This window comes from Gemmatimonas sp., from assembly GCF_041689975.1.
In the GTDB taxonomy this organism is placed as follows: domain Bacteria; phylum Gemmatimonadota; class Gemmatimonadetes; order Gemmatimonadales; family Gemmatimonadaceae; genus Gemmatimonas.
The window spans coordinates 1-5,756 of record NZ_JBDNFF010000066.1 but is presented as its reverse complement, the minus strand read 5'-3'; the positions used below and the strand labels follow the sequence as shown (position 1 = coordinate 5,756).

General features: G+C 63.7%; 9 protein-coding genes. 4 read left to right on the top strand and 5 right to left on the bottom strand.

From position 1 onward, the window contains the following. The 3 genes from ACESNG_RS04990 to ACESNG_RS04980 all read right to left on the bottom strand — a co-directional run. On the bottom strand, nucleotides 1-481 hold a 481-nt coding region (locus ACESNG_RS04990; protein ID WP_373068044.1), incomplete at its 3' end, for an SRPBCC family protein. A 90-nt stretch (nucleotides 482-571) separates the two neighbouring features. Next, the gene (locus ACESNG_RS04985) at nucleotides 572-1,144 is read right to left on the bottom strand and encodes a hypothetical protein (protein WP_373057867.1); all 573 of its coding nucleotides are present in this window, start codon (nucleotides 1,142-1,144) and stop codon (nucleotides 572-574) included. A 3-nt stretch (nucleotides 1,145-1,147) separates the two neighbouring features. Continuing rightward, complete coding sequence (locus tag ACESNG_RS04980) at nucleotides 1,148-1,735, bottom strand: DUF1697 domain-containing protein (protein ID WP_373057865.1); 588 nt, start codon at nucleotides 1,733-1,735, stop codon at nucleotides 1,148-1,150. A gap of 407 nt (nucleotides 1,736-2,142) precedes the next feature. Between ACESNG_RS04980 and ACESNG_RS04975 the strand changes: the two genes are divergently transcribed. The 4 genes from ACESNG_RS04975 (at nucleotide 2,143) to ACESNG_RS04960 (ending at nucleotide 4,459) form a co-directional block, all read left to right on the top strand. Beyond that, a complete protein-coding gene (locus tag ACESNG_RS04975; RefSeq protein WP_171226847.1) occupies nucleotides 2,143-2,355 on the top strand; it encodes a cold shock domain-containing protein in 213 nt (70 codons plus the stop codon). A 249-nt stretch (nucleotides 2,356-2,604) separates the two neighbouring features. Continuing rightward, the gene (locus ACESNG_RS04970) at nucleotides 2,605-3,048 is read left to right on the top strand and encodes a hypothetical protein (protein ID WP_373057863.1); all 444 of its coding nucleotides are present in this window, start codon (nucleotides 2,605-2,607) and stop codon (nucleotides 3,046-3,048) included. Nucleotides 3,049-3,077: 29 nt separating this feature from the next. Further along, nucleotides 3,078-3,293, top strand: coding sequence for a translation initiation factor IF-1 (gene infA / locus ACESNG_RS04965; protein WP_373057861.1), 216 nt, complete (start codon nucleotides 3,078-3,080; stop codon nucleotides 3,291-3,293). A 128-nt stretch (nucleotides 3,294-3,421) separates the two neighbouring features. Next, on the top strand, nucleotides 3,422-4,459 hold the full coding sequence (locus tag ACESNG_RS04960; protein ID WP_373068042.1) for an alcohol dehydrogenase catalytic domain-containing protein: 1,038 nt from the start codon (nucleotides 3,422-3,424) through the stop codon (nucleotides 4,457-4,459). Here ACESNG_RS04960 and ACESNG_RS04955 read toward each other — a convergent pair. Together ACESNG_RS04955 and ACESNG_RS04950 are read right to left on the bottom strand one after the other, a co-directional pair. Next, nucleotides 4,437-4,904 (bottom strand): NUDIX hydrolase, encoded by a 468-nt coding sequence (locus ACESNG_RS04955; RefSeq protein ID WP_373057857.1) that lies wholly within the window; start codon nucleotides 4,902-4,904, stop codon nucleotides 4,437-4,439. The genes ACESNG_RS04960 and ACESNG_RS04955 overlap by 23 nt on opposite strands. Continuing rightward, entirely contained in the window at nucleotides 4,895-5,563 is a 669-nt protein-coding gene (locus ACESNG_RS04950; protein ID WP_373057855.1) for a nitroreductase family protein, read from the bottom strand. The genes ACESNG_RS04955 and ACESNG_RS04950 overlap by 10 nt, the downstream gene beginning before the upstream one ends. Nucleotides 5,564-5,756: the final 193 nt, after the last annotated feature.

The window sequence follows — 5,756 nt, the reverse complement described above, 5'->3', positions numbered from 1 at the left end:
CTTTGCCGATCAGGGTGTCCATGTTCATGAACACCCCAACGATCTTGGAGAGAAAGGAATTCGCGCCCCGCATCGCCCACGTGACGCGCGTGCCACCGTTTGCCGACTCGAGATTGAACTCGACGACGTTGTGCCCTTCGAGCGGCTTCAGCATATCCAGCTGCATGGTAACCTTCGATGGCGGCATCAGCTCGCGCACCGTCATCGTGCCCTCACCGGCCTTCGCGTTGCCACTCCAGTAGTAGCTCGCACCAGCGGCACCGGGTGTGCCGTTGAAGACCTTCTTCATTTGCGGATCGAGCTTCTCGTATGGCGACCACGTGTCCCATCGGTGCAGGTCGGCGATCCGGGGGTAGATCACCTCAGCGGGCGCCGACACGATGACGGAGCGTTCGATCGCAAACGCATCCGGCTGCTGCGATGCCATGAGCAACAACGCGCCCAGCAGAACAAGCAGGATGATGCCGACAATCTTGAGCATAGGTATCTCGGCCGTGGGAGGACGTGGGAGGAGTGATATAGTGCGGAGCGGGCCGCACCGGCGCTACCCGTGTCCCACACACGAGCGACGTCAGTCGCGCGGCAGTTTGAGCGGCTCGACGGCACGGGTCCGCCAGGCGTGTCCCGCGTCGCGTACCACCGTGACACGCCACGCCGAGTGACAGTGCTCGCCACAGGTACGCGCCACCACTACAGTCGCGCGCTCGATACCGACGGCGTTGGATCCGAGAACGACCGGACGAGTGAGGGCCACAAGGCCACTGCTGGCGGGGAAGCGCGCGAACCACGACTCCCATCCATCAGGGCGTGCGCGGAACTGTTGCTCGAGTGTTGCCAACGTCTCCAGATGCACCGGCATGGGCAGCGCGAGTGTCGCCGTATCCGGCTGCTGCGCCTCGACCGACACACCGGATTCGCGCAGCAGTTGCAGCGCAGGCGACAGGTTCGCCCCGTCGTTCCAGAAGACGAGTTGCTTCGCGTGTTCCCGCGACTCGAACAGGGTGAGCAGTGCCGCGCGCTGCACCGAGGCCTGATCACGATCACTGAGTGCTGGCGGCCGCGGTCGCAGCAGCAGCCAACCACCGAGCACCAGCACGATCGGGAGCAAGTAGAACGACCGAACGCGAACACCAGCGCGGGTCACAGTTTACGCGTCTTCGTTTGCGGCGGCGGCGACGTCTTCCACCAGCGCCTGCAGTTTGCCGATGGTGTTCCAGTTGCGCGCGGTCACGCGGTCATCGAGCAGTTTGGCGACCGCGAGCACGAGCTCACTCTCCGAGGCACCGTCCGGCGCGTGCTGATACGCGGCGCGCGAGCCGATATGGAGCGTCTCCTCACCCCATTCCTGTTCCAGCAGCGCCAAGAGCGCCTGTCGATCGTACATCTCGCGCCAGATCGAGACGAACAGGCAGCTCGGGTCCACGTCGTCATCGTCGATCGTGTTCTCCTCGATGATCCGGTCCAGCTCCGCTGCGGTGATCACCAGGACGCGCGTCGACACTTTCATACGCTGCAGAATGCCCTGCTCGAGGGCGATCGCCGCTTCTTCGGTCGGTCTGCCGTGCGCGGCGTACACCAGATTGCCGCTGTTCAACAGCGTTCGCGGATTGCCGAAGCCGAGGCTGCGCGCGAGCTCGCGGAGCTCCAGCATCGGTACTTTCTTCGAACCACCAACGTTGACGCCACGCAGAAGGGCGATGTGGACGTCGTCTCGATCCCGGGAAATTCGTGCCATGCCTGATTATAGCCCTGGCGTCCCGACGGGAGGCGGTAAGTGGGCGAGCTCGACCTTGCTGAAGGTCGTGGGCCTTCGGACCGCTCGTGGATGGAGGCAAGTCGCCGTGCCATATGGAGCTAGGCAACCATAATCCTGAAAAATAGCCGTTCGACTATTTGCGTTTCCGGGGAACACCTTGTACCTTATTCAGAGCGATGCATGCGCCTCGGCGTAGGGACAAGTTCCGATAGAAACGGGCCTGCCAAATCGAGCGGGTCTTTTTTGTTTGCATCGTAGTCACCGAGTGGTGGCGACCGTCGTGAGGTTGATCACGAGTACCAGGTGGTTGGTTCCGTTCTGCATCGGCTCGTCTGTCCGCGTGCTCCGACTGACACCAGCACCAAATCAGAAACAGGAGTATCGCGATGCGTACGACCGGCACAGTCAAGTGGTTCAACGATGCCAAGGGCTTCGGCTTTATCACCCCGGCGAACGGGCAGAAGGATTGCTTCGTTCACCATTCCGCCATCCAAGGCGGCGGATTCAAGTCGCTGACCGAAGGCGAGACCGTTGAGTTCGATATCGTGCAGGGCCAGAAGGGTCCGGCCGCTGAGAACGTTACGCGGATGGGTCGCTAATTCGGGCCTTCAGCTCTTTCGTCATGAGTGCTTCGCGTAAAACGAAACACGCATGACGTCCCGAAGCGCCGTGTGCCCGGACCTCTGTCCGCCACACGGCGCTTCGGCGTTGTCCCCTCTCACCGGGAACCACGCATGATTGACAGCGCACCCGCCGAACGCGCGTTTGATCCGCGCGATACGGCTGCACGCACTTCTTTCCTGTCCTCACACCGCGCTCAGGCCGTTTGCACGCGCGAGTTTGCTCGTTTGTCCGAAGGCCTCGTCGCGGCCACAAAGGTCCTCGCGGTTCAGACGTCGATCGAACCGCCTACGGTTCGCCTGTCGCCCGATCGCTGTATCGTCCAACTCGGCCCCGTCGCCCTCACGGTCGCGTGGCTGCGCAACGGCACCGATGTCCCGGCGGCCGGTCAGTTACTGTGCATCGTGTGGCGTGGCGTGATCGCGCCGCGCGGTGAACATGCGCCCGAACGGCGTGGATGGCGGCAGGTGCCGGCCACTCCGCAGTCGGTTTGGGAAGAGACCTGTCTTCCCTCCGCCACCAGCGAAGCCACGTGGCATTGGCATCCGGAGTCGCTGGAACGCGAAGGCTACGCTTCCCTCGAACTCGCAAGCCGCTGTATCGATCAACTCCGGACGGCTCTCGAGGCGCTCCTTCAGGACGCGCCGATCGACTCCGGTTCCACGACCTAGTACGACGTGCGCATGACCAAGGAGGCTCTATGAAGGAAGACGCCATCGAATTCGAGGGAGTCGTGTCGGACGTATTGCCCAGCGCGATGTTCCGTGTCGCTCTCGAGAACGGACATTCACTGCTGGCCACCATGGCAGGAAAGATGCGCAAGTTTCGCATCCGCATCCTCGCCGGTGACAAGGTCACGGTCGAAGTCTCGCCGTACGATCTGAGCCGCGGCCGCATCACGTTCCGCCACAAGTAGCTCCGTCACATCGTTCCAAGCGCAGTGCGGATTCGCACTGCGCGGCAGACGGGCCACGCGCAGGTTGCCGCGGTGAGTGAACCTTGCTTCACAATCCACGTTCGATCACATCAGGCTCGAGCCTCCTCATGCGCGCTGTCCGCCTCTGTGCACACGGTCACCCCGTTGAAGATGCCGACGTCCCGATGCCGCATTGCGGTCCCGGTGACGTCCTTGTACGTGTTCGCGCCGCCGGTATCTGTCATTCCGATGTGCATTATCGAGCCGGGCGCTCGCGCGTCGACCCGCTTCCCCTCACGCTCGGACACGAAGTCGCGGGCGAGATCGTCGAAGTCGGCCATGATGTGCTCAACCACAATGTCGGCGACGCGGTCTGCCTGCATTATCTGGTCACGTGCAGACAGTGCGACGATTGTCTCGCCGGCCGCGAGCAGTTCTGCGCCGCCGGCAAGATGATCGGGCACTTCACCGACGGCGGCTGGGCTGAGTACATCGTGGTTCCGGCCCGGAACGCAGTACCGCTACCGCATCGCGTGCCGTTCGAGCAGGGCGCGATCATGATGTGCTCCTCGGCGACCTCGCTGCACGCGCTCCGTAAAGGCCGGCTCAAGGCTGGCGAGACGGTGCTCGTGGTCGGCGCCGGCGGACTGGGAATGTCGGCCGTGCAGCTTGCCCGGGCTCTCGGTGCCTCGGACGTGATCGCCGTGGATAGGGACCCGCTGAAGCTGGCGCTGGCCGAGCGCTTCGGCGCACGTACGATCCGCGCTACCGAGCTCTCGACTGAAGAGGTTGTGACGCAAGTGCGGGACATGACCAATAGGCGCGGCGTTGATGTGGCGCTGGAGCTGGTGGGATCGCCCGACACGATGCGAACGGCACTGCAGTCGCTGGCGCCACTGGGTCGCGCGGTGGTGGTCGGACTGTCCGACATCAACCTGCCGGTCGATACGTATCGCGACCTGATCGGCCGCGAAGCGGAGCTGATCGGGTCGAACGATCATCTGCTGAGCGAGCTGTACGAACTGGTCGAGATGGCCGAAAAGGGCATTCTCGACCTCACCGACGTGGTGACGAACACGGTGCCGCTTCAGGCCCGCGATATCAACGCGGTGCTGGACGCCCTCGCTCGGCATGAGGCTCCCGTCAGAACCGTCGTGGTACCGTAGCGTCGGACTCATGGACGCCTGGCGGGCGATAGCCCTGCTCCAGCAGATGCTGAACCGATAGAAAGCGTGGTTCGGGAATGTCGTCCCACCCGCACCAGCACCATTCCGCACATTTCTCCGGCTCCAGCACGCAGGGAGACCCAACCGGCGCCGTGGCGAGCACGAAGAGGGTGACGTAATGCTTGCCCGCCGCTTCGAAAATGTCATTGGTGAACGGACCGAAGCCGGTCACGGTGGCAACGAGTCCAGTCTCTTCCGCCACCTCGCGGATGGCGCAGTTCGCGACAGACTCACCGAACTCCAGATGTCCACCGGGGAACTGCCACGTGTTGTGTCCCTGCGTGCCGCCGAGACGGCGGCCCACGAGCACGCAGCCGTCGCGGACGACGACGACGGCGACGCCTACGCGGGGGACGTCCGCACGGGGGGCGAGTTCTACTTCCATACCACGATCTCGTCGAGCGGCTTGCGCGACAGGTCGGGGACTTTCGCATCGACCGCAGGATAGCCGACCGGCATCACGAGCATCGCTTTCTCGTTGGCCGGCCGCTCCAGTAACTCGCCGAGGAAGCCCATGGGGCTCGGCGTATGGGTCAGCGTGACGAGCCCCATCGTGTGGATCGCAGCGATAAACAAACCGGCGGCGATACCGCAGGACTCCTGTGTGTAGAAGTGCGTGCGCTTCTCGCCGTCGGGAAAGAATCCGTACGACTGGCGGAAGAGCACGATCACCCACGGCGCGTCCGTGAGATGCGGCTTGTGTTCGTCCGTGCCAAGGGGCGCTAAGGCATCGAGCCATTCGGGCGTCGCACGGCCGGCGTAGAACGCACGTTCTTCCTCCTCGGCTGCGTCGCGCATTCGCGATTTCAGGATGTCGTCCGACACGGCGACGAACGTCCACGGCTGCTGATGCGCACCGCTCGGCGCGGTTCCCGCTGTACGTATCGCCAGCTCGATGAGTTCGCGCGGCACGGGGTCGGTACTGAAATGCCGCGTTGTGCGGCGCCGATCCATTTGCGCGTAGTACGCACGGGCACGGGCGAGGGACTGGCCGGGCGTGACGCGCTCGAAGGCCAAGGGGACAAACGGAGGGTCGGAAGTCATGCGGCGCGGACGTGACGAGGGGGTGAACAGCTAGGGGCGCCAGGAATGAACGGCGCCAGGAATAAACGGCGCCAGGAATTACGGGCGCTAGGAGTAAACGGCGTGAACTGCGGCAAACGGAACGGCCAAAAGCGCGTGCGCTCCTGGCCGTTCCGCCGTTTACTCCTGGCGCCGTTTACTCCTGGCGCCGTTT